Raw genomic sequence first — 23645 nt, 5'->3', positions numbered from 1 at the left:
CTTAGATAAAATCGGGGTACAGTTCCAGTGCATCGAACTCGGCATCGGTCATGCCGGCCAGCTTATCGAGGGTGCCGTCGGTCAGGTCCCGCAGCTCCGTTTCGGAAAGAGTGAGATAGGTCTTCATCTCAGTCAGCACTTCGATCAGCCGTTCCCGGCTGCCAGTGTTGTAGAGGGCCATCAGGTTAATCTCCTCATACGAAAAGTTCATCCTTTTCCACCCCCGTTCTCAAACTCCAGGCTGAACTGTGCCCGCCCATCAGCCTCGGTGGTCATCAGGACAGAGGCGTTATAAGTTCTACTGGTGCGCTGGCTCTTGCAGTCCTTGAGCCGGGCACGGCCATCCCGCAGCAGCTTATCCACCAGCTGGCCAGTGAGGTGCTTTCCCAGCCGCTTGAAGAAAGCGTTGTCCTTCCAGAGCACAAACCGGCACTCCCGGTTGGAACAGAACCAGCCCTTATCCCGTTCAGCCACATCGGCACCACAGTGGGGGCAGACACCAACGATCTTACCATTGTTCTTCATAAGCATTTTTGCTCCTTTCACTGCCTCACTGGTTTCGATCAGTGAGGTCACCATCTGTTCGATCTCATTCATAAAGGTTTCGGGTTCCAAGTTCCCCCGCTCGATCTGCAGGAGCTGCTGCTCCCAGTCGGCGGTCATGGCGGGTGACTGGATTTCTTCGGGCATGACTGCAATCAGCTCCCGCCCCTTCTGGGTAGGGATCAGGTTCTTGGTTTTGCCGGTCCCCTCGCGGGTCAGAAAACCTTTCTTGACCAGCTTTTCAATGATTGCAGCTCTGGTGGCAGGGGTTCCAATGCCCCGGCGTTCGGCTTCTTCCGGCATACGCTCTTTCCCGGCCGTTTCCATGGCCGACAAAAGAGTGTCCTCGGTAAAATGCTTGGGAGGGGACGTTTTGCCCTCTTTCAGTTGGGCATCCAGGACAGGCAAGGTCTCCTGCTCCTGCACCTCGGGCAGAAGTTCCAGTTTTTCCTCGTTCTTTTGGGCGGTATCACCAAGGACAGCCCGCTCCACCGCTTTCCAGCCCTCGGCCAGAACAGTCTTGCCTTTGGCAGTGAAAACCTGCCCGGCACACTCCATCTGTACCGTGGTTTCAGCATAGCGGTACGGCTCTCCCACGGCGGCCAGAAGCCGGGCCGCAATCAGCCGAAGGACGTTAGCCTCTCCTGCAGGCAAAGAAGAAAGGTCAGCTTTCGCCATGCTCCTGGTGGGCAGGATTGCGTGGTGGTCGCCGATCTTTTTGCTGTTGATGACCTGTTTTGCATGGATGGGGATTTCGCCGGTTACACCAAAGTGAGTGGCGGTCTGACGGATCAGATCCGGCAGGCCCGGCTCCATATCCTCGGTCAAATAACGGCTGTCGGTGCGGGGGTAAGTCACCAGCTTCTTTTCATAAAGGGCTTGGGTGTAATCGAGGGTCTGCTGCGCCGAATAGCCCAGCAGCCGGTTGGCATCCCGCTGGAGAGTTGTCAGGTCATAGAGGGCGGGCGGACGTTCTGTTTTCTCCTTTCGTTCGTTTTTTTGCAGGACTGCCTCGCTGGCTTTCCGGCACTCTTCCAGCAGCGCCTCGGCCTGGGACTTATCCTTGAATCGTTCGCTGGATGCCATATAACCTCCTGTCTGAATTTGAATCAGATAGAACAGTTCGGGCCGGAACGCATCAATGGCGGCTTCTCGGCTCACCGTCATGGCAAGCGTCGGGGTCATCACCCGGCCCACGTTCAACGGCTGGCCATACAGGCACGAAAAAAGCCGGGTGGCGTTGATGCCGACCAACCAGTCGGCACGCTCCCGGCAAAGGGCTGCTTTGTACAAAGCATCGTATTCGGTTGAGGGTTTGAGGTGAGCGAATCCATCCCGGATGGCGGCATCCTCCATGCTGCTGATCCAGAGCCGGGTAAAGGGCTTCTTGCATTTGCACTGGTGATAGACGAGCCGGAAAATCAGCTCGCCCTCCCGTCCGGCATCGGTGGCGCAGATGAGCTGATCCACGTCGGGCCGGGCCATGAGGCTGCGCAACACATCAAACTGCTTTTGGGTTCCAGGCGACACCAGGTACTGCCATGCTTTGGGCAGAATGGGCAGGTCCGCCTTGGACCATTTGACCAGCTTCGGGTCATAACTGCCGGGTGGGGCCAGCTCCACCAGATGGCCAACACACCAGCTGACGAGGTACTCCTCTCCTTCCAGATATCCGTCGTGGCGTTTGGTGATGCCCAGGACCTTGGCTATGGCCTGGGAGGTCGATGGCTTTTCGGTTACGATCAGATTGGGCAAAGTTCGATCTCCTTTCTATCTTGAAAATAAAAACAGCCCTGTGGCTTGCACAAGGCTGTCAAAATACTTTTATGGATGCTCTTTAATGCTGACCACCCGCCACTGGCCGGTTTCATCTTTTTCCACATACCAAAGAGACGGGATGTTTTTGCTTTCAGAAATCGTTCCGCCCTGCTCATCCAGGGCCTTGCTGGAATAATACACCCAGAGATAACCGTCTGCGTCATCCAGGTGCGCAGACCACAAATCCAGGCTATGAATGGCAGACGCTGCGTCCCGATCAGACGAAGTTGCATAGCGGGCGAGGGGGCCATACAGTTCCTGGTTTTCTTCCCAGGTATGGCTGCAATCTGCAAAGGCTGCATCGGCCTGCCGGAGGACAGTCTGGGCATCAGCCCGGTCTTCCCTGCTCCCAATATACGCCAGCATCGCTACTTCATCGGCACTGTAATAGGAGGTTCCCTGCACCTGAAGAATATGATACACCGGGAAGTAATAGAGAAGTCCCAAAAGGATGGCCAACCCCACTGCTGCTGCGGCAGCAGCTGTGAGAATCCGGCGGCGGATACCATTTCGGATTTTCAAAAAAGCCTGCGCCGCTTCCCTTTCCTGTCCTGCTGCCAGCGGTTCCTGTGCCGGCTCATCCGCCCGCAGCTCCTGAAACTTTGCACGGCAGCGGGGGCACCGATCCAGATGCTCCTTCACAAAGGATGCCGTATCCTCCTGCACCATCTTTTCCAGATACAGGGGCAGCAGATCCTGCACAACACTGCATTCATTTTTCATGCCCTTTTCCCTCCATTTTGCTCTTAATCATGGCTCTGGCCCGGTGGTATGTGACGCAGGCCCAGTTATCTGACTTATGAAACATCTGCCCAATCTGCTTAAAAGACAAATCGGCAAAGGCCCGCCACATAAATACCTCTTTATAAGGTTCCGGCAGCCCGTGTAAGGCTTCCTGCGTTTGACGCACCGTTTCGCGGCGGGAGATTTCATCCTCTACATTTTGAGTGCCTGGCTGCTCTGCGGCAGCTTCCTCATCCAGGCTGACGGTCCGGGCGTTCTTCCTGCAATAGGAATAATAGGTGTTTTTTGCGATCTGACACAGCCAAACCCGCAGATCGCATTCCCCGCGGAAGGTTCCAATCGAGCGCATGGCCTTAAAGAAGGTTTCGCTTGTGACTTCTTCTGCTGTCTGCTCATCCCCGGAAAGCTGCCGGATATACCGGTACACATCCTGGAAATAAGTCTGATACACTTCCTCAAACTCCGTCACAAAATCACCTCCTTTTGTCTATAAGACTCCATCAGCCCCGAAATCTTACAGGCAAATTAAAATTTTTTCTGGACCCAGTATAACATGAATCCAGCTGAAAGTAACTGTGTGATTATGTATGGGCGGCAATGCCGCCCTTTTTTGTGTTACACGTCCTCGTAGCCGTCGCTGGTCTGATATGCCTTCCGTTCGGCATCCTCGTCCTGCGCCGCATCCGGTTCGGGTTCGCCATCGGGAAGAATGATTTCTTCTTCATCCTCCCGGTAGTCGGCGTCCGGGTCAACGCTTTCTTTGGCCGCCTGTTCCTTCTTCTTTTTCTGGATGAAGAAGTAGAACCCGCCGCCGGCAGCCAGACCAACCAGGGCGATCACGCCCAGAAACTTGCTTGCAATGCCGGTGATATCAAAGTCTTTTTCCTCGGCTTCGGCCTCCGCTTCAGCTTCTTCGGCTGCCTTTTTGGCTTCTTCCTCAGCCTGCTGCTTTTCCAGCTCCGCCTGAATTGCCGCCTCCTTTTCGGCATTATAGGCATCTGCCTGTTCTTCTTCCATCAGTGCCAGCAGGTCCGCCTCGTCCACCAGATTCATGAAGTGGACGGTCTGGTCCCCGTCAGAGGCCCGGTCGATCACCAGGTAAAAATAGGCCCCCGACTTGCTCACCATCGTAATGAACTGCTGCCCGGAGCCATCCGAATAGGTGGTGTGGTAATCATCCACCAGGGTCAGGTTGCCCTCCGGCGTCAGGGGGCCGGATACTTCTTCCTGCACCGTCACCGGGGCTTCTTCCGCAGGCTCCGCAGCAGGAACCGTGACGGGAGTCGGGGCCGGGTCGGGGGCGGGTTCCGTTTCTGCCCCATAGGCAAAGGCCGGGGCGGCCAGACTGCCCATCAGCAGTACCAGCGATGCCAGAACGCAGCAGAACTTATTCCATGCTTTCATCCATGTCCTCCTTGTTGTCAAAAGTTACCCCAGCGGCAGCCAGGGCCGCAGAGTTCGGTGCTGCACTGGCTGCCTGCTTCAAGAGCATGGCCAGCTGCTCCGGCGTGACGTTGGCGGTGCGCACCATCTCGGCCACCTCCACTTTCTCAGCCTCTGCAATCCGGCGTTCCAGCAGCTCAATGCGGTTATTCAGCTGAATGCGGCGCTCCTTGGCTTTTGCCAGGTCGGCCCGCATCTTTTCAAGTTTTTCGCTCATATTGCCTCCTTGTTTGTTATTTCGGGATTCTACCGAATCCCAGCAGGTGACCATCCCAGTAACTGGAATGGATGTTGGAATACTTGATAGGGTCGCCGGCAGAGATCATCATGCCATCACCCACATAAATGCCCACATGGCTTGCGCCGGGGGTGTCATAGGTGCCCTCGAAAAATACCAGGTCACCGGGTTTTGCCTCTGCCTCAGAGATTTTTGTGGCCTGCTGCCACAGGCCGTTGGCTGTGGTGCGGCCCACATCCCAGCCGGACTCATTGAGCACCCAGCAGACATAGCCGGAACAGTCAAAGCCGGTTTCAGGAGTAGACCCGCCCCAGACATAGGGAGTGCCCAGATACTTCTCGGCTTCTTGCAGCATGGCAGCAAATTCCGGGTCCGTCAGGGCCTCAGCGGGCACCTGGTAGTCGATGCCAGCCTCCCCGGAACCATCTGAGCTACCCCAGGACAGGCTCCCGTTGAATAGATAGGGCCGGCCGCCCTTGGTGTCCTGGAGAATCTCGTACCGCTTCCACTGGTCATTGTCCAGCTCTTCCCGGATGACCGTTTCCAGCCCCCGGTTTTCCAGCTCCACATGGAGAATCAGGTACACATAAGGTTCCAGCGTGGTCGTAAAATAGGGCGGCACCGGACTTGGGATGACAACCACCCGATACCGGATTTGCGGTTCCACCCAGGTTTTCAGCTTGTACTGCTTTTCAAAGGTATCCTTCAAGGTTCCCTGCACTTCGCTCCGGGTGTAGTCATCGTGCAGAGTGGTCAGGTAGGAAGTCAGCTCCCAGGGGTCGTGTTCAATCGGGTCAAGGTCATACTGGTACTCGTCCATGCCGGGATGGGTGATCTCCATCATGTCGATTTCCAGCTGCAGCTGCCGTTCCAGCTGCTTGTAGTCCTCCTCTGCCCCCCGGATGTCCTCATCTTCGGCGGTATAGGTGGTTTGACCCATCACATGGGTGGTACCGCCGAACAGAATAGAGCACGACGAGAACGCCGACAACATAAGGAGCAGCAGCATCGCCAGCACACCTCCGATCACCAGCAAATGTGCATGGCTCTTTGCAAAGGCGACCGCGCCTTTGGCTACGCCGCCTACTACCTCTTTACCCTTCGTGACTACACCGTTCACACCTGATTTCACTTTTGTCGTACCAGATGCGGCTGCTTTCTGGCTTCCGGCAGCTTTGCCGGTCTGGGCAGCCTGCGCTGCGGTTCGCGCCTGCTGCTGGTATGCCTGGCGCTGTTTGGCCTTGGAAATGGGGTTGGAGCCGGTTTCACCGGCTTTTTCTGCCGGCTGCTTTCCGGCGGCAGCCTTCTGCTTTGCGGCTTTGCTCTCCAGCTTTTTCTTCCGCTTCTTCAGCTTTTTGGCATACCGGGAATCGGATACCCGTCCGGCCAGCTCTGCGCCCTTTTCGACTTCGTGGGCGCTCTTGATGCCCACATTGTCGTCCTCATACTCCTCGATCTTGCGATGGACCGCCGTCAGGAGGGCCGCCGAAGCGTACATCTCCCGCTTCTGCTCCTTGGTCATCCGGGAGGCTTCGTCCACCGTGATCTCCGCCTTGCCAAACCGCAGTTGTTCTGCCCGCTCTTTGGCTTTCTGTGCATCGCTTTTCAGCTTCTGGGGCTTACGCTTTTTCTCTCCGCCCCGGCCCCCGGGAGGGTCGCGGCCTTTGGTTTGGCTGCCCTCATCCACGGAGTTCAGTCGGGACGGCTTGGACTTGTCCTGCCGCTGCTGCACTTTACCCATTCTGCGGTGCAACCTCCCCCAGCTTGGTAGTCATAATCCGGTAGAGTTCCAGATCCTGCGGGAAGCGGTCCACGAAGGGCAGAATCACATTGCCAAAGAAAAGCAGCCCTTCACCTTCGCCCGAGTGGGTCACATAGGACAACTGGTGGGGCGAAATGTTGAGCTGCTTGGCGAGAATCTGCCGGTCACCGGCGGCCTGGTTGAGCATATAAACAAAGTCCGAGTTCTCAAAGATGTTCTGGACCTCGTAAGAGGACAACAGGTCTTTGACGTTCTGGGTGATGCCGGTGGGGATGCCGCCCCACTTCCGGAAGCGCTTCCAGATTTCCACCGAGTAAGCCGCCGTCTGTTCTTCTTTCAGAAGCAAATGGAACTCGTCCATATAATACCGGGTGGACTTGCCAGCGGCACGGTTGGTGGTCACACGGCCCCACACCTGGTCCTGAACCACCAGCATACCGATCTTCTTCATCTGCTTGCCCAGCTCCTTGATATCGTAGCAGACAAGCCGGTTTTCGATGTCCACATTGGTCCGGTGATTGAACAGGCTCAGGCTGCCCTTGACGTAGATTTCAAGGGCGGTCGCCACATGGTGGGCTTCCTTTTCCTCCTGCTGGAGCAGGGCGTTGTAGAGGTCCTCCAGCAGCGGCATATTCTCGGGGCGGGGGTCATTGAAATAGCGGTTGTAGATCTGGTGGACGCAGCGGTCGATGACCGTTTTCTCCACCGGCTGCAGCCCTTCCTTGCCGCCCACCACCAGCTCGCACAGGGAGAGGATGAAGTCGGCCTTCAGGGCGATGGGGTTATCCTCCTCCGAATAGTTGGCGTTGATATCCATGGGGTTGATATACTGGGTGCTGGACGGGCTGATCTGGATCACCTGACCGTGGAACCGGCGAACCAGAGCCGCGTAATCGGCTGGGTCGGCGGTGTTACCACCGCTTTCCCGCCTAAGAACCGTACGTGACAGATTTCCCGTCATACGGCTCAAGCATTTCATCACTTTTTCAAGCGGCACTCAGCGTAGATTTGCTGGCAGGCACAGTGGACGTACCGCATATTGCGAATATCTTCTGTGCCCGCTTTGGACTTTGGCCTGAGACAGAAGATTTCTCTCTCCTCAGTCACGTCCATCGGCATACCGCAGTGGTAGCACAGACCTTTCTGGTTTTTCCAAATGGTCTTGAATTTGCCAGTGAGCCTGCGCATTCCCTTATCGAACTTTCTTTTTCGGAAATACTCCGTATCGAGGAACGGATTTGCAGTTGTTTTTACTTTGGTGTGCCGCACGATTGCCGTACTGTCCACCCGTATCAACTTCTTTTTATCCGTAGAGAACACCCAATTTTGGTTTTGAACCCGATGCCAGTACCTGGCCGAGATCCACCATTTATTCTTCTTTGGGTGCCGTCTTTTGGCCCACCGCCACAGCAGTTCGTACAGGACGTAATCCAGATGCGCGAACGCATAGCTCGCACATACGGACTGGTGGTAGTTGGTCCAACCTCGAATCTGTTCGTTCAACTTCATAATCAGAACATCCTGCTCCCATGCTTTTCCTCTGCGGAGAATCGTGTCCGAGAGGGTGGAAACAATGGCTTTCACAGCCTTTTTGGATGGCTTGATAATCAGCTTTTCGCTGTATTTTCTAAAGTTCCATCCAAGGAAGTCAAAGCCGTCGTCGATGTTGGTGACGACAGTCTTTTCTTCGGATAGTTCCAAACCTCTTTGCGCGAGAAACTCCCGGATGACTTCTTTGGCTTCAAGGGCCAGCTCCGGGGTTGCTGCTGTGACGACGAAATCATCTGCATAGCGCACAAAGTTCACCTTGTGGGCATTCTTGAATCGAATATCCACTTTGCCGAGCGCATTTGTGTGGAATCGCTCAACCAGCCGCTTTTCCATTCCATCCAGCGTCATATTCGCCAGGATGGGAGAAATAATGCCGCCCTGCGGGGTGCCTTCCTCTGTGGGAAAGAGTTCGCGCTGGTAGATGAACCCTGCTTTCAGGAACTGTTTCAGGATGCTCTTATCCATTGGGATATTTGCCAACAGCCAATCATGGCTGATGTGGTCAAAACAGCCCTTGATGTCACCTTCCAGAATCCATTTCGGAGAGATGTGTTTGCGTGAGAGCGCCGTGAAGAGATATTCACAGGCATCCTGCGCACACCTTCCTTTTCGGAAACCAAAGGATTTCCCATCTGCCGTTGTTTCCGCAACAGGCTCCAACGCCAGAGCGTAGAGAGCCTGCATAGCACGGTCGTACATGGTGGGGATGCCCAATGGACGTTTTTTCTTCTTGTCCTTCTTCTCAATATAAACTCTGCGGAGAGGACGCGCACGATATCCTTTATCTGTCAGCGACAGGACCGCTTTCATTTTCTTCGCCGGCGTGTTCCAGAGAACACCGTCCACGCCAGGCGTCCTGCGCCCGTCGTTGGTGACGACGCGCTTAACGGCCAGCGCTTTGGCATAAAAGGAATGTGTCAAAAGATACTGAAGTCGTTTTACTGCGTTATAGTCATTCTGCTGAGTTGCCTTGACAATCCTGACTTGTAGCCTGTTAACTTCCCGTTCGGCTCTGCGCCAGTCAATGGATTTCCATTGTGCGCCGAGCTTTGCTTCGTCCGATTGCTTCTCAGAAGTTTTACCTTCCGTCGTTGAATACAAATCGTTCACAGGTATACCTCCAATCTTGCCATGAAATACCTGGAATAAGTCAGCGCCCTTTCGGGCCAGGGCAAATTTTGAACCCCTATGCTCACCATTACAGTGAGCCATTCGCTTTTTATTCCCTCTTATGCCCTCTGCACCATTTCTTCCTCTTGCGAAGTCGATACCTTTATGAAAAAGGAGTGCATAGGGGTTTCCACGTTCCACGTAATGCATAATTCATGAATGCCTTAGCCGCCATCTTTGAACCGGGAGGATTTGCGTCCATTTGCCTTGGGGTACTGAAAGGCCCCGCAGCCACCTCCTTCACCTTTTGGTGCAGGTGTGTCAGCCTTATTTCACCTGTTCCCTGTAACGATCCTTACGATGATTTACATTACATTCGACATAGCATTCTTTACCCTAACAGTACGTCCGCTTTTAGGCTGGCAGATTTCCTATATTGTCCTGTGAGCTTCCCAACGCTGGCTTTTGACCAGTGCAGGTCACAGTAGGGTTACTCCAAATGGATAGAGCAGCGTTTACACGCAATACATTACGCGACTTCGTGTCGCACCTCTGCCTCGGGATCGCAGATGATGATGTCATCATCCGTAACCAGGAAGGAGTTGGCAATCTCACGCTTGGCGCTGAAGGATTTGCCGGAACCGGGGGTGCCCAGAATCAGGCCATTGGGGTTCTTGAGCTTCTTCCGGTCCACCATAATGAGGTTCTGGGACAGGGCGTTCAGACCATAATAGAGGGATTCTTTCCCGGACTGGAACAGCTCCTGGGTGGTAAACGGAATGAAGATGGCGGTGGAACTGGTGGTCAGGCCCCGCTGAATCTCGATCTGATTTTCGGCCAGGGGCAGGCTGGACATGAGGCCCTGCTCCTGCTGATAGTCCAGCCGGCAGAGATTGCAGTTGTGCTTCTGGGCGATGCTCGACGCCTGGAAGATGTTGGTTTCCAGTTCCTGCTCGGTGCGGCCCGTGTTCAGGACCAGGAACGTGACCAGGAACATACGCTCGTTCTGGCTCTGCAGCTCCTTCAGCAGGGCTTTTGCGTCCCGGCCATAAGTGGCCAAATCCGACGGAATAATGTCCATATCATAGCCAGCGCGGACTGCTTTTTTCTGCTCCTCGATTTTGCTGCGATCCAGTTCAGTGATGGTGCGCTTGACCGTCTTGATGGCCTTGTTCTGGTCCACGGACTGGATGTGCATGGTCACAATCTGGCTGGAATCCATCTCCAGAAAGTCCTTCAGGAGCTGGTCGCTGAGGTCAGAGGCCGTGATGGAGAGAAAACTCATGGCCCCATACAGCCCGCCCATCTGGAAGCAGCGGCTGTTCTTGAAAGCGAACACGGTGGGAGCGATGGCATCTTTCACCGAGAGGCCGCTCCGGGTGAAGGTGTTCCAGTCAAACTCAAACTTTTCCCCGCCGTCCATGTGGAAGATGTGGTGCATCAGCTTGAGCCGTTCCTTGCCGTTGAGGGGCTTTGCAGTCACGCCCAGCCGGTGGAAGTTGTTGAGCAGGTCATTCTGGACATGTTCCAGCCTGGGCTTGGCCAGCTTCATGCTGTCAGCCTCGATGCCGAAGGTAATGAACTTGGTCTTGGTCAAGCCGTTGTTGCCTTTGGCCAGCTGCTGACGCAGCATCTGGCTGTACTCGGCCCGCACATCATCAAAGCCATCCTGCTGGAACGGAATGCGGATGCTGCGCTCAAAGTCAGCGGCGTCGGTGGCGACGTTCACAAAGGACAATTCAAAGTGGATGGAGCTGTCGAAAAAATTCAAAAAGCTGCACCACTCCTCGAAAATAGCAGTCTTGTCCTCCTGCTGAGCCAGCTGGTAGTTGATGTCCTGAAACTGGATGGTGCGGGTGTAGTAGTTTGAGTGAACCCGACAGGTGCCATCTTCAAACATCCGCTGGAACGGGATGGACTGCTGGGCCGTCCTGGGCGGTCCCGTCGGCTTGCGCTTGTGGATTGCCGCCTGAATCTGCTTGTTCTGCTGGGGCGTCAGAGTATTAGCCTTTTTCTTTCGAGGAAAGGGAAACAATCGCATCGACCTCCTGTTCCAGCTCCGCCTGCTGCTGGAGCAGGGCGAAGTAGTTTGCGGTGCGGTAAGGCCGCACCTTGGGACGGATAAAACGTGCCTGGATATAGTGGTTCAGGAACTTCTCCAGGGGCTGGCCATTTTTTTCATACATGGCCAAAAAGAACAGCGGCAGCATCAGGATCATCATGCCGAGGGTGGCGAGGGTATTGCCGCCGTATTCCCGGAGCAAAAAGAAAGACGGTACTCCGATGAGCACCGCCGTTCCAAAGCAGATAACCTGCCGCTTGGTGAGATTCATGAAAACCTTGGATTTGACCCGTGTGAGGTCACGGGGAACCGAAATATAAGCTGCCATAAAATAGACCTCCTTTGATAATTGGGTTTAATGAGCGTTGAGAACACTCCGGGCGATGGAGCTGGTCTTGAACAGGGTGAAGCAGAGCAAAACCGTGTAGCCGACAATGCCCCAAATAGAGGCAATGGCATCGTCAGAGACTGCCACCGACTGGATGAGCACAGCATAAATGCCCACACAGATCAGGATGAGGAAGCCCTGGAAGCCCAGGGCAAAGAGGCTGCGCAGGTAGTTCTGGCCCATCTGGCTCTGTTCATGGCTGCCGAAGGTTGAGAACGGAATGGGGGCCAAACTGACCGCCATATATATCTCAATCATCCGGCCATAGACAATGACGAAAATCACGATGGACAGGATACGCAGGGTGATGCCAATGAAGAAGGACTGCAAAAACAGTCCAAACAACGGTCCCACATCCATCTCCATCAGGCTGGCTTCCAGGTTCGCCAGTCCAGCCTCATTGACTGCCGTGTTTCCTGCGACGATGCCGCTGGATTCAGCGATGACTCCCTGCGCCAGATCAAAAACACCCATGACGATATCAAAGGTGTTGGAGATCAGGTAGACGGCGCAGCCGGTCTTGATGATCCATTTGGTAATCAGGGCAGGCTCAAAGCTGGCCAGGTTGTTGTGCTCGGTGACCATCTGAACCAGCTCATAGCAGGCCACCAGGGTCAGGAAAACACCTGCAATGGGAAGAATTGCAGAATTGGATACCCCGCGGATCATCTCAAATACACGGGGTTCAAAGTCCGCAGGACTTGTGCCCACTTGCGTGGCAATCTCTCCCACCTGCTCGTTCACCGAATCGAACAGGCCGGAGAGGTTGGACATGATTGCGCCGGCCAAAATACCTTTGATCCAGTCCGCAATCGCGTTGAGTACGGTTTCCAAAGGGTGTCACCTCCCCTTAGAAGAAATGGTTGATAAGGGTCTTGAGCATATTCAGCAGGAAGATAATGTTGGTGAGAATTTCCATAGCGTTCGTCCTTTCTTTTATAATAAGGTAAGATGGGAGCCGTTTCGCAATCACCCGGGCACCTGTTTTTGAATGCCGCTTGCCGCGGCGTGGCTGATGCCGGGTCGAAAGGTAGCACGGCCTGCTCCAGATAGGAGCGATGTAAATGGGCGGAAGCCCGCCCAAGCCGGATTTAGACTGCCCGGAAACAGTTGTTCGGACTCAGCCGAACAGACCACTCAGCAGCGGGATCAGGGTGGTGCCGATCAGGGCAACACCGCCGCCGGCCATCAGCTGCTTCATGCCCTGGCTCTTTGCGCCGGGGTTGTCGTTGCCATAGCCTTCCAGCAGGTTGATGACACCCCAAACACCGAGACCGGCACCCAGAGCGACAACGAGGGTCTGAAGCACTTCGACAGCAGAGTTAAAGAAATCCATAGTCATTTCCTCCTGAGAAAAAAGAGCTTGCGGCCGGTCAATACACACCTGAAATCACAGTTCTTTTTCGCTGCCAACCGCAGCATGGTTGATTTGCTGGTGTACCTGGGGCCTGGAAAAGAAAAATCCCCCCGGATTTGGGAGGGTCAATGTATTGCTCTCATAAAGGAAATGATTATGTACACTCCCCCGTGAGCAGGGGGAGTTTTTTTATTCTTCGGTTTCCTCGATTACTTCATAGGTATCCGAAGGTTTCAGTTTCAGGCGGTGATCGAGATATTTCTCGATGTCGAACATATTTTTCTTGTCGTAGTCCCCTGTCAACTTATAGTTGGGGTGCTGTGTCAGGTCATATTTGTCGGACAAAAAGGGCCGGACACCGCGCAGCTGGAGGATGCACTTGCCGCCGTCCATGACGGCCAGTTCATCCCGGCTCATAAGTTCATGGCCAGTTTTTTGAAACGAGGTGCCATAACTGGGGCTGTTGCCGCGGGTGTCTGATGTGTTGAACGTATCAATGGTTTCCTTGCCAAGTGCAGCAGACAGTTCCTTGAGAGTTGTGTTCTCCGAACCGCCCAGAAAGACCTGGCTGTCCATGTTGCCGATGATGGTATCAGCGTTGTCCTTATACAGCGCTTTGAGCTGTGACTGTGCCTGTAGCACCAGGCAGGCCGAGATTTCACGGCTGCGGATGGTGGCCACCAGCTTCTCCAGGTTCGGGATTTGCCCGATGTTAGCACACTCGTCAATCAGGCAGCGCACATGGACGGGCAGCCGACCGCCATATACGTCATCTGCCTTTTCGCACAACAGATTGAAAAGCTGGGTGTAAACCATAGAGATCAGGAAGTTGAAGGTGCTGTCTGTGTCGGACATAATCAGGAACAGTGCCGTTTTGCGGTCACCCAAGGTGTCCAGTTCCAGCTCGTCATAGGCGGTAATCTCCCGCAGCTCCGCGATATCAAATGGTGCCAGCCGGGCACCGCAGGAAATGAGGATTGACTTTGCAGTCTTGCCGGCGGCCAGCTTGTACAGACGGTACTGCCGTACAGCAAAATGGTTCGGCTGCTGCTCCCCCAGCTTCTCAAACATGATGTCCACCGGGTTCTGGTACTCCTCGTCATCCTCCCGGACTTCCATCACGTTCAAAAATTCCAGCAGCGTTGCAAAGTTTTGTTCTTCTTCCGGGGCATCATAGTGGATATAGGCAATAAGCGAAGTCAGCAGCAGCTTCTCCGCCTTGTCCCAGAAGGGGTCGCCTCCCTTTCCCTCCCCTCTGGTGTTGGTCATGAGGGTTGTCACCAGCTTCAAGATGTCCTTTTCACTGTGGATATAGTGGAAGGGGTTGTAGTGCATCGACTTGCCAAAATTGATGGTGTTGAAGATCTTGATGCGGTAGCCTTTCTGGACAAAAGCGTTTCCGACTTCAAGAACCGTAGTTCCTTTCGGATCGGTCAAAACGTAGGAACTGTGCATTTGGAGAAGGTTGGGTTTAATCCAGAAGCGTGTCTTGCCGCTGCCGGAGCCTCCCACAATCAGCACGTTCTTGTTCCGGGCATTCTTGGGGTCAGGGGGCCGGCTGGAAAGCATCAGACGTTCCGTTTTGGTCAGGATGATGTTCTCCTCGAACTTGGGGTCCATAAAAGGCTCAATGTCCTTGGCATTGCCCCAGCGGGCCGAACCATACTCGCTGCCATGGCGGTACTTCTTGGCGTTTTTGCCTTTCAGGTAGACCGCCAGCCGCAGCCCTGCACCGAGACACAGCCCCACCAGCAAATCCAGCGGGTGGAAGCTGGGGATAATACGGCCCAGGGCATCCGGCAAAACTGCCATTAGGGACTGCATCTTTTCGGTCATGTCGGCACCCGCCGCCATCCGCCATGCCCAGCCCAGGTTGGTGGTGTAGAGGCCAGTCAGAATATAGGGCAGATTGAGCAGGATTAAACATTTTGTGTTCTGGTTCATCGGTCACCATGCTCCTGTCTTTTCTCTCGTACCTTGCCGGGAAGTTCTGCCACCTGCTGAATCAAGTCATGGAGCTGATTCAGCACAGAGGGCTTTTGGCTCCTTTTCTTGATGGCGGATGCGGAATACTCCTGGAAGGCAGCAGTCAGAGCATCTTTGTCCTGAGCTTTGAAGAAGATCATATACCTGGGGGGAATGGCCGACTTATCCTTGGTGATGGCAAAGTCGATGCCGTATTTTCGGGCATAGCGCTCAAATCCCCGAATCGCGGTCTTTTCGATCTCGACGTTTGTTACACCCCTGTTCTGACCTACCAGTTTCTTGACACTCTGCTTCCCACGGGGATTTTGGCGGGCCCGCAGCAAAGCTTTACCTACATTGACGAAGGTCCGCGCCGTCAGCTTGGTTGTGCTGATGGCCAGGTTGACTGTTTTGTTTTCGATTTCTTCCTGCATAATCATCACCAACCTTTCCGGCCTGCAGCAGAGCCGCGATCAGGAACCCAAACCAGGTTCCTGCCGCAAAAAGAGCCAATCCCATCCACATGGTCAGTCCAGCCGGACGCCTACAAAGCTTTCCGGGCCAGTCATCAGGATAACAGTGTGTTCCTCCAGGAACTCGGCCAGCTTGTACAGGTCATCCACCGTGAGGGATACGATGCTGCCCTCATCATCCATGCGGAAAAAGATCATGGGGCCGGTCAGGTAGTGTTCCTCGCCGATCCGCAAAACCTGTTCCGGGCAGTAGCTCATGATGACGGGGATATCCTGCATCCCGTAGAACAGGTCCGTTTCGTCAAAGCAGGGCAGGAAGGCCGGCGCATCATCCAGCCGGATGACAGACAGGGGCAGATCAGGACCGGCTGCTGCCAAATAAGGCTGATTTTTGGGGTCCGGGCCAGCCGGGGGCGGGACTTCCAGACACTCCTTCAGCATTTTCTCCATGGCGCAGACTTTATCATAAATCTGCCGGGTGGTGATGGTGGACGTAGTTTTCTTAGTTGCCATAGGCGCACCTCCAAATATTTGTGTTGTGTTTTGTGTGTTTTGCCAGCCGGTCAGCGTTCCTGACTGCGCTGACGCTTCTTTTGCCACTGTTCCAGGAGCTTCAGGATGGTTTCCTCCATCTGACGCGGGGTGTAGGACTTAGGGAAATACTTGCGCAGCACGTCGTTCTTGATGGTCACGCGGTCCATTTCCGCCTTTTTCTCCTCTCCCATGATGTCGAAGATGGCATCATAGCTGCACTTGCCTGCCTGGCTCAGTTTCTTGATTCGCTGAGCCTGGGACAGAGAGGGAGCGGACTGGGTGTCCTGCATGGCCTCAAAAAAATCCCGCTGTTCGGAGGTTGTCAGATACGACAGCTCCACAGCGGGATTGAAGGATATTTTCTTTTGGTCTACCAGTTCCAGAAGTTCCGGGATCAGGTTGGTAAGGCGGATGAAACGCTGGATTTGGTTACGGCTTTCACCCATTTCTTCGGCCATAATCTGGTCTGACCGTTTTTGTGTCCCAATTTGGGACACATTTTTAGAAGGACGTCCTGCCGTTCTTTTCATAGCTTCCAGCTTCATTTTGTAGGCGAATGCCCGCTCACTGGGCAGGATGCTCTCGCGCTGCAAATTGCTGTCCACCATGTGAATCACCGCCTGGTCATCGTCCATGTTGCGGACAATCACCGGCAAGGTTTTCAGCCCTGCCAGCTCGGCGGCGTGCTGCCGCCGGTGGCCCGAAATAATCTCATAACCTCCTTCCTCCCGCGGTCGGACAACCAGCGGGGCCAACACGCCAAACTGAGCCACACTTTCCACGGTCCGCTGCATAGCCTCATCGTCCAGCACCTTGAAGGGGTGGTCTTTGAAGGGATGCAGCTCCGAGATGGGGATTTGCTGAATCTGCTCGGTCTGGCGGCTTTCTTCGGTCGTGAAAATGTCATCGTAACTGCTCAAGCTGATGTTTGCGCCGTTTTTCGGCACTATGCACCACCTCCCTCGTCAATGTCCGGTAGGCTTCCGCCACCTTTCCTTTGGGGTCATGGGCAAAGATGCTTTTGCCCTCGGCACTGGTTTCCGCTGCCCGCACCGACCGGGGTATTCCCTGTTCAAAAACCTTGATTTTGCTGCCATAAGCCTGCCGAATCAGTGCGTCGATCTCCTTTCCGTAATTGGTCCGGCTGTCGGTCATGGTCATCAGGATACCCTCAATCCGCAATCGCGGGTTGATCTGTCGCCGCACCTTGTTGATCGTTTGCAGCAGCTGCTCCAGACCCTTGGCGGGCAGATATTGTGCCTGCACTGGGATTAGGGCACTATCTGCTGCGGCCAGAGAATTGATCGTCAGCATTCCCAGACTGGGCGTACAGTCCAAAAGGATGAAGTCATAGGATCGCTTGTTGACATCCAGCACCTGTTTCAAGATCTTCTCCCTGCTCATGGCATTCACAAGCCCCACTTCCATCCCGGCCAGCTCGATGCTGGACGGGATCAGGTCCACACCTTCTGCATGGTGCAATACGCCCTCTCCCGGCAGAATGGGCTTATCCTCCAACACTTTGCCCATGAGGGTAGCAAGAGTTGTGTCCAGTTCATCGGGCCTGGGCCAGCCCATGCTGATGGTAAGCGAACTTTGTGGGTCTACGTCCACCACCAGCACCTTTTTGCCCTCCATGGCAAGGCCGATCCCCAGATTTTCGCAGGTCGTGGTCTTACCTGTTCCTCCCTTCTGATTGACCACGGCAATCACGGTTGCTTTTTGGGTCATACGATTGTTCCCCCCTTCCGCTCCGGCGGGTGCCGGTTACTTTGCATTCAAATCATGCTGCACTCGTGCCGCATAGGAACTGTGCATGGTCATGGGTGCGTTATACAGCGATGCAAGCAGATACTGCCGCATATTCCGCACCTGCGTGGTGTTCTCTTTCATGCACGAGAGAACAAACCGGATATGGTCGCTGTTCAATTTCATCAGCTGGCCTCGAACCACTTCTGTCGGTTTATCATCTCCTGCGATACGGATCATCTTCCGATGGCTGCACGCTGTATCCACCAGCAGCTCCTGCATCTCTCGTAGCATATCTTCATCGTCAGGATTGGATGCAATCACAGAATCCAGGTTGATCTGATCTGAAAAATAATCCTGATACAGAGCGCGGTCGTCTTTCCCTTCTGCTTCCGTTCCGGCGGTTTCGCCGGAAAAGAAGGGATCAGTATCACTCAAGTCAGTATTATTCTGATTATTCTTAATTCCTCGTGATTTTAACGGCTCTGGAGTCGCGGTTTTCACGGCTCTTGAATCGTTGTTTTCACGATTCTGGTCTCGTGGTTCTGACGGATCAGAAGCAAAGTTTTTCACATAGATCAGATTCGGTTTTCCAAGACCGCGGCGCTTCCGTTCGATCAGTCCGCAGCCTTCCAATTCTTTCATCAGTTTGGTAGCCTTATTATCGGCACAGTAAAGGGAGCTCATGATTTCCTCCATTGTGAAGATGATGTACACTCGGCCAGCATCATCCAGCCAGCCATTCTTGGTCGAAAGCCCCATCCGGTCCAGCAGCAGGCCGTACAGAATCTTGGCCTCCGCCGAGATCCCACGGAATCTGGGGTCCACAAAGAGGGCTTTGGGCAATCGGTAGAAGGAAAAAAGATCGGCTTGTCCGCCGTAAAAATAGTCAGTCATAGAGGCCTCCCCTTCCATCAGCTAAAAAAACGACAACTGTACATAGTGCAATTTGATGAATAGGCACTCACTGTTTTGTGAAATATCACAACAACTTTTCTTGACTTACAGGAACGGCGGCGCTTGGTTTTACCGCATTTCCCACTCCAAAACGGTCTAATTTCCTGAATTTGGTATTTACAAGCTGGGGGCAGTCTTAAATTTGCCGAAACAAAAAGCCGGTGAAGGAAGACCACACTTTTGACCACACTTCCTCTTTTTCTGGGTGCATTTTGTGGGTTTCCACCGGCTTGGGCTCACATTTCAAGTGTTAAATTTAGCGATATCAAATCAGTTTTTCGCTATTTCTTTCCGAGAAAATCCTTCGACTCCCATCGCCTCCACCATGAAAAAACCGCTCGGGAACTTGGTTTCCCGGGCGGTTTTCCTGTTTGGTAACACACTTTATAACACAGTTTCAAATTAGCCCCCTGCACTGCGGAGAAGGCAGAGCGGGGACGTTTTGTTGTTCTTTATTGTCAAGTCCTTTCCTATACTTCACCTAAATCCAGATAAAAGCCAATCTTAAACCGTCTTAATGAGAAGCTTTTGCATTTGCAAAGACAGATTTGATACTTGAATCCTCGGCTGTCCCGTCTAGAATCAAGCATGAAACGTCCAAAATTGATTCAAACCACAAATTTTTACCGATTTAAGAATCAAATCTATTGACTTTTGATTCTAACGGTGCTATATTATGGTACAGGAGGGTGATTTAATGAACGCTTTTGAGGCCAGGACTCTTCCCATCGGTGCTGAAGAACTAAACCCTGCAATTTTTACGGAATCTCTGATCGATGCAACTGCTCGTTTGGAAGTTTATAAAGCCAAACTGGACAGCAGCAAACTCGATCGGAGCTGGTTCCTGCCGACCCTGCAGCAAAAGGAGGCTCTGGCATCTTCCCTTTTGGAGGGAACACAGGCCACGCTCGATGGCGTCTTGGTGGATCAAGTGAATCCTAGCGACAGTGATAAGAACCTTCTGGAAGTCCGGAATTACTTGCTGGCTGCAAGAAATGGCTACCGGTATCTAAAGGGAAATGAGTTCTCCATCGAATTCATTCAGTCTTTGCACAAGGATTTACTGAAAGGCAATGTCCGCAGAAACAAAGCTACAATTCCAGGCAGTTTCCGAACGGAGCAAAACTACATCGGCCATGGGAGGACCATTTCCTATGTTCCCCCCATACCGGACAAAGTTTTGCCGCTGATGGATAACTTCGTCGCGTACTTGAATTCTCCCCAGGATAATCTCCGGCCGCTGGTGCGGACTGCGATCATCCACGCCCAGTTTGAAACCATCCACCCTTTTATGGACGGCAATGGCCGCGTGGGGCGGATTTTGATCCCTCTGTACCTCTATAAGCAAAACCAGATTTCTCTTCCCTGCTTTTTTATCAGTGAAGCGCTTGAACGTGATAAATTCAAGTATTATGATCTGCTGAATGGGATCCGCGCAAAAAATGACTGGGGATCCTGGATCGACTTCTTTCTGCGTACGGTGGAACAGCAGTGCAGCAAATACATCCAGATGGTCGATCAAATCAACCAGTTGTATGAAACTGATCTGGCAAGAGCGAAAGAGTTAATTCGGACTAACAAAGTTGTTGACTTGATCAATCTGCTGTACCAGTACCCTGTCATCACAACCGCTATTGTGACCAACCATACCGGCATCCCCTCTGCCACGGCAACAAGATACCTGAACATCTTAACACAGGAGAGGATTCTCTATACAGATGGCAAAATGCGTAATCGAACCTTTTTCTATTACGACCTGCTCAACGTTATCCGCGGATAACACTTAACTTCGCTATCAGAGAAAAATGAAAAGACACCACCTGACACAAGTCTCATGTGAAAGGTGGTGCCCCGTGTCAACAAAAGCATGTGCAGAACATACTCTGTTAAGTAGCATTTTCATTGTATCAGTTTTGCGAGACATATGCAATACCCATTTTGTTGACGGAAAGGTTTAGAACGGGCATTTTTTCTTTGAAATATAATATTAGAAAGGAAAAATCCTATGAGTAAAATTGTAAAAACCGGCGAGACTGTTCCTGTTTCCGGGCAGTATCGTCCAAAAGGCAGTCAACATGAGTACACATTTGTCGAAGGAAACAGAGTTCCTCCTACCGCTTCCGGGGCAACTCAGTTCATTTTGGTGGACAAGACCAAGCACAAAGGAGGAAAGTAAATGAAATTTCAAGGTGCTTTAATCAAAGAACAGGGCGTGACTTTTGCAATCATTGTTGTGAAGCTCTCCACACTGGAATCCGTCACAGACCGTGACAACATGGAACAGTTTGGTCATCAAGTTTTTGGGCCTGTTCCTATTATCTTAGCTGCACAACTCTCAAAAGGAAGAATGAAATACTGGGGCCGCAGCGATATTGTGAGATTTCTTTCAAACATTGCCCCCTACAGAATCCCTTGGAAAGAGTACAGTGTTGCAGCTTAACCGACCTCAATGATAAAAGCTAGAACGGAATGCGTTTCCTTTTGGCTGCATAAAACCAGCCCCCGCCCCCAGGTATCCCCCTGGCCCGGCGGGGGCTTTTTCATCGCTGCAAAACAAAAATCCCCGCCTCGATCAAATTCGTGACACCACGAAAATGATTCGAGACGGGGAAAATCATCGGTCGGCGGGAGGCTGGCACCGCCGGGCGCGGATGGTTACTTGCTGACGCTGCGGTATACCTTCAGATTAGCATCCGCCTTAATGGCCGCCGGGGTGAAGCTGTTGTTCTTCCACCAGGCGGCCAGGGAGGCGGCCACCGTCAGGCCGGTGGTGACCAGGCTCTCCAGCTGGCTGTCCTCGATGGGAAGGACCGGCTTGCCGGCTGCCGACAGGATCTGGTTGGTAAGGGCCAGGGCCAGGCAGGCGGTGCGGGCGATAGTACCGACGGAAATGTTCATGGTGTGCTCCTTTCACTCAAAGGCTCATTCTTCGCTGCCGGTGCGCACCGGCAGGCTTTCGCATTTGTGGACAACGTGGGTGACGGACGGGTCCCCGTCCCCCAGGGCCATGTAGGGGTCATAGCAGCTGCGCAGGGTCTCCAGGCCGTAGGGCGGGATGGTGCCCTCGTCGATGTAGTGGAGGCCCAGATCCAGGATCTTGGCCCGCAGCAGACCCTTGACGCCGTTTTCCAGGGCTTTGCTCTTTTTCCCCTCCCGGCGGAAGTGGCCGATGGCGTAGCCCACCGCGGCACCGAACACGGCGCTCACCACGGCCACCACCATGCCGGACAGGATGCCGGGCAGCGCGGACAGGATGATCTGTTCCACCGGCATCACCCCCGCAGCTGGGTCAGGCCGGCACGGGCGATGATGGTCGGGTAGTCCTTATAGGCATGGGAGATGTCCACGTTGCCGGCGATGCCGTCCAGATGCCCCGTGCTGGTGTACTGCCACATCCCGTGCTTCCGGGTGGGGCCCTTGCTGCGGTAATCAGCGATCCAGAGATCATAGGCCGCCAGGCGGTCCATGTTCAGTTCGGTCTGGCTGTAATAGGTGTAGGTGTACACCATGGCATACAGGCCCCAGCTCTCGATGGCGTCCGCTGCGGCGATCACCAGATCGGTGAGGGCATCGGCAGAGAGGGCTTTCAGCTTGTTGTCCTCCACGTCCACCGCCGCCGGCAGGGTCAGGATTTTCCCGGCCAGGGCTTCATGGAGCTTGGCCAGCTCGGCCTGGACGATGGCGGCGTCCTGGGCGTAGGTGTAATAGTAGACGCCCACCGGGATGCCCAGCCGCCGGCAGGCGGCATAATTGGTCTCAAACATGGGGTCAATGTAGATGCCGCCGAAACTCTTGTTGGTGCTCACCGTTTTCAGCATGGCGCCGCCGATCTTCCCCGCCAGCTTGTCCCAGTCAATGTTCCCCTGGTAGCGGCTTACGTCGATGACGTCTTTCATGGTCTTTCCCCTTTCCCCCATCTAAACAATGTATAATGCGGCTGCTCTTCACCAAACCAGCGCCACCGCAGCCAGTCATCCAGGACGGCGGCCGCCATGGCCACCACCACCCAGAGCAACGAAAACGGCAGGCAGATTTGTCCCAGCAGATTGCAGGGCAGGCCGGAATAATCCCAGACGCCCCAGCCCAGCCACAGGTTGACGATGCACCCCGTCAAAAATTCCAGGGGCGTGACGATGCACCCCGAGCCCATCACCCCCTGGAGCACTAGGGGCATCTCCCAGGGGATCACCTCATTGATTGCCCCGATCAGGACAAAGCACAGCCCGCCCAGGAGGAACATGGTCCAGTGGCTGCGGCCCCGCCACAGCAGCTCCAGCATCACATACAGACAGCCCCCGCACACTGCGAGGGCTGTTTCTTTTGCGATCCCCTTCACGCCGTCTCACCTCCCGGCAGCGGGACCGAATCATAGTCCACCGGGATGGCCTCCAGCTCTTCCAGGGTGGTCGCTTCCCGCATGGCCGTCTCCTGGTCCTGTTGGTAGGACACAAGGCCGGTGACCCGCTTGTCGATGGCAAAGGCCAGGGCTGTCAGGTTCTCCAGGGTCCAGGGGATGCACTTTTTGGTGGTGGTGTTCCAGGTCAGGTCGTAAGGCTGGCCCAGCTGGGCGGCCATTGTTGCACTGAACAGCTTGCTGGTCAGCTGCTGCTGTTTGGTTTTGGTGATGGTGTAGTAGTTGCCGTCGGTCCACTGCAAAGGGTGGGCCAGCAGATAGGCATCCAGCAGACTGTTGCTCTCGGCGATCCGCTCCACCTTCCGGGCGGCCAGCCGGGCCGCCTGCCAGGCCTCGAAGGCCGGCTGGTTGGGGGTACAGCTGACAACGGTGCCCCGGGCCACTTCCAGCTCCACAAAGCCCTGGTACTGGTCAAAGGTGGTGCGGTCCAGGCTGTCCGGCCACCAGTAATACCCCGCCGGGGCAGTGAGGCCGGGCCAGGTTTCCAAAGCCGGGTACTGGCCGGCCTCACTTTTGGTCTTGTTCAGAATGTACATA

The 23645-nt window shown here is 54.1% G+C and carries 26 protein-coding genes and 1 pseudogene; 3 read left to right on the top strand and 24 right to left on the bottom strand.

Features of this window, described 5'->3' with window-relative positions; all coding sequences use genetic code 11:
- Position 1: 1 nt before the first annotated feature.
- The 19 genes and pseudogenes from B5G12_RS01800 to B5G12_RS01710 form a co-directional block, all read right to left on the bottom strand.
- The gene (locus B5G12_RS01800; protein WP_087323320.1) at positions 2-211 is read right to left on the bottom strand and encodes a transposon-transfer assisting family protein; all 210 of its coding nucleotides are present in this window, start codon (positions 209-211) and stop codon (positions 2-4) included.
- Positions 208-2298, bottom strand: a complete 2091-nt coding sequence (locus B5G12_RS01795; protein ID WP_087323317.1) for a DNA topoisomerase 3 — start codon at positions 2296-2298, stop codon at positions 208-210. Before B5G12_RS01795 ends, B5G12_RS01800 begins: the two co-directional genes overlap by 4 nt.
- Before the next feature lie 69 nt (positions 2299-2367).
- On the bottom strand, positions 2368-3063 hold the full coding sequence (locus B5G12_RS01790; RefSeq protein WP_158099669.1) for a zf-HC2 domain-containing protein: 696 nt from the start codon (positions 3061-3063) through the stop codon (positions 2368-2370).
- A 10-nt stretch (positions 3064-3073) separates the two neighbouring features.
- Positions 3074-3574 (bottom strand): RNA polymerase sigma factor, encoded by a 501-nt coding sequence (locus tag B5G12_RS01785; RefSeq protein WP_087323311.1) that lies wholly within the window; start codon positions 3572-3574, stop codon positions 3074-3076.
- Between the two features lie 146 nt (positions 3575-3720).
- Positions 3721-4509 (bottom strand): DUF4366 domain-containing protein, encoded by a 789-nt coding sequence (locus B5G12_RS01780; RefSeq protein ID WP_087323308.1) that lies wholly within the window; start codon positions 4507-4509, stop codon positions 3721-3723.
- Positions 4493-4765: a DUF4315 family protein gene (locus B5G12_RS01775; RefSeq protein WP_087323304.1), complete on the bottom strand. Its 273-nt coding sequence runs from the start codon at positions 4763-4765 to the stop codon at positions 4493-4495. Before B5G12_RS01775 ends, B5G12_RS01780 begins: the two co-directional genes overlap by 17 nt.
- Before the next feature lie 16 nt (positions 4766-4781).
- Positions 4782-6527: a C40 family peptidase gene (locus B5G12_RS01770; protein ID WP_087323299.1), complete on the bottom strand. Its 1746-nt coding sequence runs from the start codon at positions 6525-6527 to the stop codon at positions 4782-4784.
- Entirely contained in the window at positions 6520-7527 is a 1008-nt protein-coding gene (locus B5G12_RS01765) for a VirB4-like conjugal transfer ATPase, CD1110 family (protein WP_522731423.1), read from the bottom strand. Before B5G12_RS01765 ends, B5G12_RS01770 begins: the two co-directional genes overlap by 8 nt.
- Entirely contained in the window at positions 7527-9209 is a 1683-nt protein-coding gene (gene ltrA, locus B5G12_RS01760; protein ID WP_087323544.1) for a group II intron reverse transcriptase/maturase, read from the bottom strand. Before ltrA ends, B5G12_RS01765 begins: the two co-directional genes overlap by 1 nt.
- A 550-nt stretch (positions 9210-9759) precedes the next feature.
- Positions 9760-11244, bottom strand: a pseudogene (locus tag B5G12_RS01755) (VirB4-like conjugal transfer ATPase, CD1110 family); the annotation flags it as partial.
- A complete protein-coding gene (locus B5G12_RS01750) occupies positions 11213-11599 on the bottom strand; it encodes a PrgI family protein (protein ID WP_087323296.1) in 387 nt (128 codons plus the stop codon). The gene B5G12_RS01750 and the pseudogene B5G12_RS01755, both read right to left, overlap by 32 nt.
- A 27-nt stretch (positions 11600-11626) precedes the next feature.
- Entirely contained in the window at positions 11627-12493 is an 867-nt protein-coding gene (locus B5G12_RS01745; RefSeq protein ID WP_087323293.1) for a VirB6/TrbL-like conjugal transfer protein, CD1112 family, read from the bottom strand.
- A gap of 286 nt (positions 12494-12779) precedes the next feature.
- Positions 12780-12995: a Maff2 family mobile element protein gene (locus B5G12_RS01740; protein ID WP_087323290.1), complete on the bottom strand. Its 216-nt coding sequence runs from the start codon at positions 12993-12995 to the stop codon at positions 12780-12782.
- A 210-nt stretch (positions 12996-13205) separates the two neighbouring features.
- Complete coding sequence (locus B5G12_RS01735) at positions 13206-14960, bottom strand: VirD4-like conjugal transfer protein, CD1115 family (RefSeq protein ID WP_087323287.1); 1755 nt, start codon at positions 14958-14960, stop codon at positions 13206-13208.
- Entirely contained in the window at positions 14957-15415 is a 459-nt protein-coding gene (locus B5G12_RS01730; RefSeq protein ID WP_087249228.1) for a PcfB family protein, read from the bottom strand. Before B5G12_RS01730 ends, B5G12_RS01735 begins: the two co-directional genes overlap by 4 nt.
- 93 nt (positions 15416-15508) lie before the next feature.
- Positions 15509-15967 carry a hypothetical protein gene (locus B5G12_RS01725; protein ID WP_087323285.1) on the bottom strand — a complete coding sequence of 153 codons (459 nt, stop codon included), beginning with the start codon at positions 15965-15967 and terminating at the stop codon, positions 15509-15511.
- Between the two features lie 50 nt (positions 15968-16017).
- Positions 16018-16935, bottom strand: a complete 918-nt coding sequence (locus B5G12_RS01720; RefSeq protein ID WP_204245641.1) for a ParB/RepB/Spo0J family partition protein — start codon at positions 16933-16935, stop codon at positions 16018-16020.
- The gene (locus B5G12_RS01715; protein ID WP_087323281.1) at positions 16892-17719 is read right to left on the bottom strand and encodes a ParA family protein; all 828 of its coding nucleotides are present in this window, start codon (positions 17717-17719) and stop codon (positions 16892-16894) included. The genes B5G12_RS01720 and B5G12_RS01715 overlap by 44 nt, the downstream gene beginning before the upstream one ends.
- A 36-nt stretch (positions 17720-17755) precedes the next feature.
- Positions 17756-18634, bottom strand: coding sequence for a replication initiator protein A (locus B5G12_RS01710; RefSeq protein WP_087323277.1), 879 nt, complete (start codon positions 18632-18634; stop codon positions 17756-17758).
- A gap of 757 nt (positions 18635-19391) precedes the next feature.
- On the opposite strand from B5G12_RS01710, the gene B5G12_RS01705 reads away from it, so the two are divergent.
- The 3 genes from B5G12_RS01705 to B5G12_RS01700 all read left to right on the top strand — a co-directional run bounded on the left by B5G12_RS01705 (position 19392) and on the right by B5G12_RS01700 (position 21134).
- Complete coding sequence (locus B5G12_RS01705; protein ID WP_158099668.1) at positions 19392-20474, top strand: Fic family protein; 1083 nt, start codon at positions 19392-19394, stop codon at positions 20472-20474.
- 225 nt (positions 20475-20699) lie between these two features.
- A complete protein-coding gene (locus tag B5G12_RS14745) occupies positions 20700-20870 on the top strand; it encodes a hypothetical protein (RefSeq protein ID WP_191425733.1) in 171 nt (56 codons plus the stop codon).
- Entirely contained in the window at positions 20871-21134 is a 264-nt protein-coding gene (locus tag B5G12_RS01700; RefSeq protein ID WP_087323271.1) for a hypothetical protein, read from the top strand.
- Between the two features lie 215 nt (positions 21135-21349).
- Here B5G12_RS01700 and B5G12_RS01695 read toward each other — a convergent pair whose 3' ends face one another.
- From B5G12_RS01695 to B5G12_RS01675, 5 genes are read right to left on the bottom strand one after another with little or no spacing between them, the layout of a single operon-like run.
- Positions 21350-21592: a phage holin gene (locus tag B5G12_RS01695; RefSeq protein WP_087323268.1), complete on the bottom strand. Its 243-nt coding sequence runs from the start codon at positions 21590-21592 to the stop codon at positions 21350-21352.
- A 24-nt stretch (positions 21593-21616) separates the two neighbouring features.
- Positions 21617-21961 carry a hypothetical protein gene (locus B5G12_RS01690; protein WP_144064077.1) on the bottom strand — a complete coding sequence of 115 codons (345 nt, stop codon included), beginning with the start codon at positions 21959-21961 and terminating at the stop codon, positions 21617-21619.
- 5 nt (positions 21962-21966) lie between these two features.
- Positions 21967-22590: a GH25 family lysozyme gene (locus tag B5G12_RS01685; protein ID WP_158099667.1), complete on the bottom strand. Its 624-nt coding sequence runs from the start codon at positions 22588-22590 to the stop codon at positions 21967-21969.
- A complete protein-coding gene (locus tag B5G12_RS01680) occupies positions 22587-23030 on the bottom strand; it encodes a putative ABC transporter permease (protein ID WP_522731422.1) in 444 nt (147 codons plus the stop codon). Before B5G12_RS01680 ends, B5G12_RS01685 begins: the two co-directional genes overlap by 4 nt.
- Positions 23027-23644 (bottom strand): DUF4376 domain-containing protein, encoded by a 618-nt coding sequence (locus B5G12_RS01675; protein ID WP_087323259.1) that lies wholly within the window; start codon positions 23642-23644, stop codon positions 23027-23029. The genes B5G12_RS01680 and B5G12_RS01675 overlap by 4 nt, the downstream gene beginning before the upstream one ends.
- Position 23645: the final 1 nt, after the last annotated feature.

It is taken from the genome of Faecalibacterium sp. An58 (assembly GCF_002161515.1).
In the GTDB taxonomy this organism is placed as follows: domain Bacteria; phylum Bacillota; class Clostridia; order Oscillospirales; family Ruminococcaceae; genus Faecalibacterium; species Faecalibacterium avium.
Note: the sequence above shows the minus strand (reverse complement) of the source record. Positions and strands in the feature narration are given on the sequence as shown.

Coding starts and splice junctions, on each gene's coding strand:
- B5G12_RS01700 (WP_087323271.1), top strand. CDS start 20,871: ATGAAATTTCAAGGTGCTTTAATCAAAGAACAGGGCGTGACTTTTGCA.
- B5G12_RS01715 (WP_087323281.1), bottom strand. CDS start 17,719: ATGACCCAAAAAGCAACCGTGATTGCCGTGGTCAATCAGAAGGGAGGA.
- B5G12_RS01685 (WP_158099667.1), bottom strand. CDS start 22,590: ATGAAAGACGTCATCGACGTAAGCCGCTACCAGGGGAACATTGACTGG.
- B5G12_RS01765 (WP_522731423.1), bottom strand. CDS start 7,527: ATGAAATGCTTGAGCCGTATGACGGGAAATCTGTCACGTACGGTTCTT.
- B5G12_RS01750 (WP_087323296.1), bottom strand. CDS start 11,599: ATGGCAGCTTATATTTCGGTTCCCCGTGACCTCACACGGGTCAAATCC.
- B5G12_RS01740 (WP_087323290.1), bottom strand. CDS start 12,995: ATGGATTTCTTTAACTCTGCTGTCGAAGTGCTTCAGACCCTCGTTGTC.
- B5G12_RS01800 (WP_087323320.1), bottom strand. CDS start 211: ATGAACTTTTCGTATGAGGAGATTAACCTGATGGCCCTCTACAACACT.
- B5G12_RS01730 (WP_087249228.1), bottom strand. CDS start 15,415: ATGCAGGAAGAAATCGAAAACAAAACAGTCAACCTGGCCATCAGCACA.
- B5G12_RS01695 (WP_087323268.1), bottom strand. CDS start 21,592: ATGAACATTTCCGTCGGTACTATCGCCCGCACCGCCTGCCTGGCCCTG.
- B5G12_RS01710 (WP_087323277.1), bottom strand. CDS start 18,634: ATGACTGACTATTTTTACGGCGGACAAGCCGATCTTTTTTCCTTCTAC.
- B5G12_RS01735 (WP_087323287.1), bottom strand. CDS start 14,960: ATGAACCAGAACACAAAATGTTTAATCCTGCTCAATCTGCCCTATATT.
- B5G12_RS14745 (WP_191425733.1), top strand. CDS start 20,700: ATGAGTAAAATTGTAAAAACCGGCGAGACTGTTCCTGTTTCCGGGCAG.
- B5G12_RS01770 (WP_087323299.1), bottom strand. CDS start 6,527: ATGGGTAAAGTGCAGCAGCGGCAGGACAAGTCCAAGCCGTCCCGACTG.
- B5G12_RS01705 (WP_158099668.1), top strand. CDS start 19,392: ATGAACGCTTTTGAGGCCAGGACTCTTCCCATCGGTGCTGAAGAACTA.
- B5G12_RS01775 (WP_087323304.1), bottom strand. CDS start 4,765: ATGAGCGAAAAACTTGAAAAGATGCGGGCCGACCTGGCAAAAGCCAAG.
- B5G12_RS01780 (WP_087323308.1), bottom strand. CDS start 4,509: ATGAAAGCATGGAATAAGTTCTGCTGCGTTCTGGCATCGCTGGTACTG.
- B5G12_RS01675 (WP_087323259.1), bottom strand. CDS start 23,644: ATGTACATTCTGAACAAGACCAAAAGTGAGGCCGGCCAGTACCCGGCT.
- B5G12_RS01725 (WP_087323285.1), bottom strand. CDS start 15,967: ATGGCAACTAAGAAAACTACGTCCACCATCACCACCCGGCAGATTTAT.